Consider the following 1,589-nt stretch of genomic DNA (forward strand, 5'->3'; position numbering starts at 1 on the left):
ACTGGTTCCCACGTGAACCATCGGGCTGCCGCGCCAGGAGCATTGCCCCGAGGCTTTCCACGCGAAAGGCGTACGCCTGACCTGCGAGGACCGGGGTATCCGAGAGCGGAATCTCATCCGCTGACCCGTAGGAGGCCACCATGCCGTCCACAGACGTCGTCGAACTCATCCTGCAGGACCACCGACGCATGGAAGATCTCTTCCGCACCATGCGCAACGCCGAAGCCGACCGCGCGGCCGCCCTCGAAGAATTCGCGCATCTGCTGATCGCCCACGCCTCCGCCGAGGAGGACGAGGTCTACCCGGCTCTGCGGCGCTACAAGAACGTCGACGGCGAGGACGTCGATCACAGCGTGCACGAACACCAGGAGGCCAACGAGGCCCTGCTCGCCCTGCTCGAAGTCGACGACATCGGCTCCGATGAGTGGGACGAAAAGCTGGAAGAGCTCGTCACCGCGGTCAACCACCATGCCGACGAGGAGGAGCGGACCCTGCTCAACGACGCGCGGGAGAACGTCGCCGACGACCGCCGCTCGCAGCTGGGCGAGGCGTTCCGCGAAACCCGCGCGAAGTACCTGGAAAACGACTGCGGCAGCATCGACAGCGTACGCAAACTGGTCGCTTCCAGCAGCAAGTGATCCCGCCGCACGGAACGTCACTGTCGGCGCCTCCACTCAGCGGCGCCGACAGGGCACAGGCCACCTCCGTGCGTGCGAAGCCGTGCGCCTCAAGGGCGCGGCACCTGGCCCGGGCGGTCACCGGCTCGCCGACACTGCGGGCAGGCGGGCCTGCGTCCTGGGTAACCGGGTTCACATCCGGTAAGGGCTGCCATGAAGGTCTGGCTCGGGCTGGCGCGTCTCGGTGAACACCGTGGCCCGCCTCATGGCCGAACTCGGCCTAGCCGGACGGAAGATCCGCCGTCGGCACGGGCTGCCCCGGCCAGGCAAACGGCCGGCGGCCCGGACTTCGTGCGCCGTGACTTCACCGCGGACGCTCCGAACCAGGTGTGGTGCGGTGATGCGACCGAGATCATCACCGGTGAGGGCAAGCTCTACCTGGCCCCCGTCATCGACCTCTTCTCGCGTCGATTGCTCGGCTACGCGATGGGCGCCTGTCACGACGCCGACCTCGTCGTCGCCTCCCTGAACATGGCCGCGGCCACCCGCGGCGGCGGCGTCAGGGGTGTGATCTTCCACAGCGACCGCGGCAGCGACATACGTCTCCCGACGTTCTCGCCGGGCCTGTCACAGCCTGGGCGTGACCCGGTCCATGGGCCGCGTCGGATCGTGTTTCGACAACGCCGTCAGCGAGGCGTTCAACAGCGTGCTCAAGGTCGAGTATGTCCCCCGGCGCACCTTCACCACCCGCACCGAGGCCCGACTGAGGATCTCGACCTGGATCACCGGCTTCTACAACACCCAACGGCTACACAGCGTATGCGGGTACCAGAGCCCGATCGACTACGAACGAAACCACCGGGCCAACCCTACCGTGGAGTTGGCCGCTCGAAAGATCTCCACCGCACGAGGGGATTGACGTCAGAAGGTTCTCCCGAACGCGGCCCGGACAGTACGCGGTAGTGATACAAG

At 66.9% G+C, this 1,589-nt stretch carries 2 protein-coding genes and 1 pseudogene; all 3 read left to right on the forward strand.

Annotated elements, in window-relative coordinates; translation table 11 throughout:
• Nucleotides 1–140: 140 nt before the first annotated feature.
• The 3 genes and pseudogenes from ACWD1Z_RS37500 to ACWD1Z_RS37510 all read left to right on the forward strand — a co-directional run bounded on the left by ACWD1Z_RS37500 (nucleotide 141) and on the right by ACWD1Z_RS37510 (nucleotide 1,536).
• On the forward strand, nucleotides 141–638 hold the full coding sequence (locus tag ACWD1Z_RS37500; RefSeq protein ID WP_389421100.1) for a hemerythrin domain-containing protein: 498 nt from the start codon (nucleotides 141–143) through the stop codon (nucleotides 636–638).
• A 192-nt stretch (nucleotides 639–830) separates the two neighbouring features.
• A pseudogene (locus tag ACWD1Z_RS37505) lies at nucleotides 831–1,202 on the forward strand (DDE-type integrase/transposase/recombinase); the annotation flags it as partial.
• 55 nt (nucleotides 1,203–1,257) lie between these two features.
• Nucleotides 1,258–1,536 (forward strand): integrase core domain-containing protein, encoded by a 279-nt coding sequence (locus ACWD1Z_RS37510; protein WP_451125398.1) that lies wholly within the window; start codon nucleotides 1,258–1,260, stop codon nucleotides 1,534–1,536.
• Nucleotides 1,537–1,589: the final 53 nt, after the last annotated feature.

Source organism: Streptomyces sp. NPDC002784 (genome assembly GCF_053592135.1).

What these genes read in the sequence shown, in the direction of transcription:
- ACWD1Z_RS37500 (WP_389421100.1), top strand. Translation starts at nt 141, where the DNA reads ATGCCGTCCACAGACGTCGTCGAACTCATCCTGCAGGACCACCGACGC.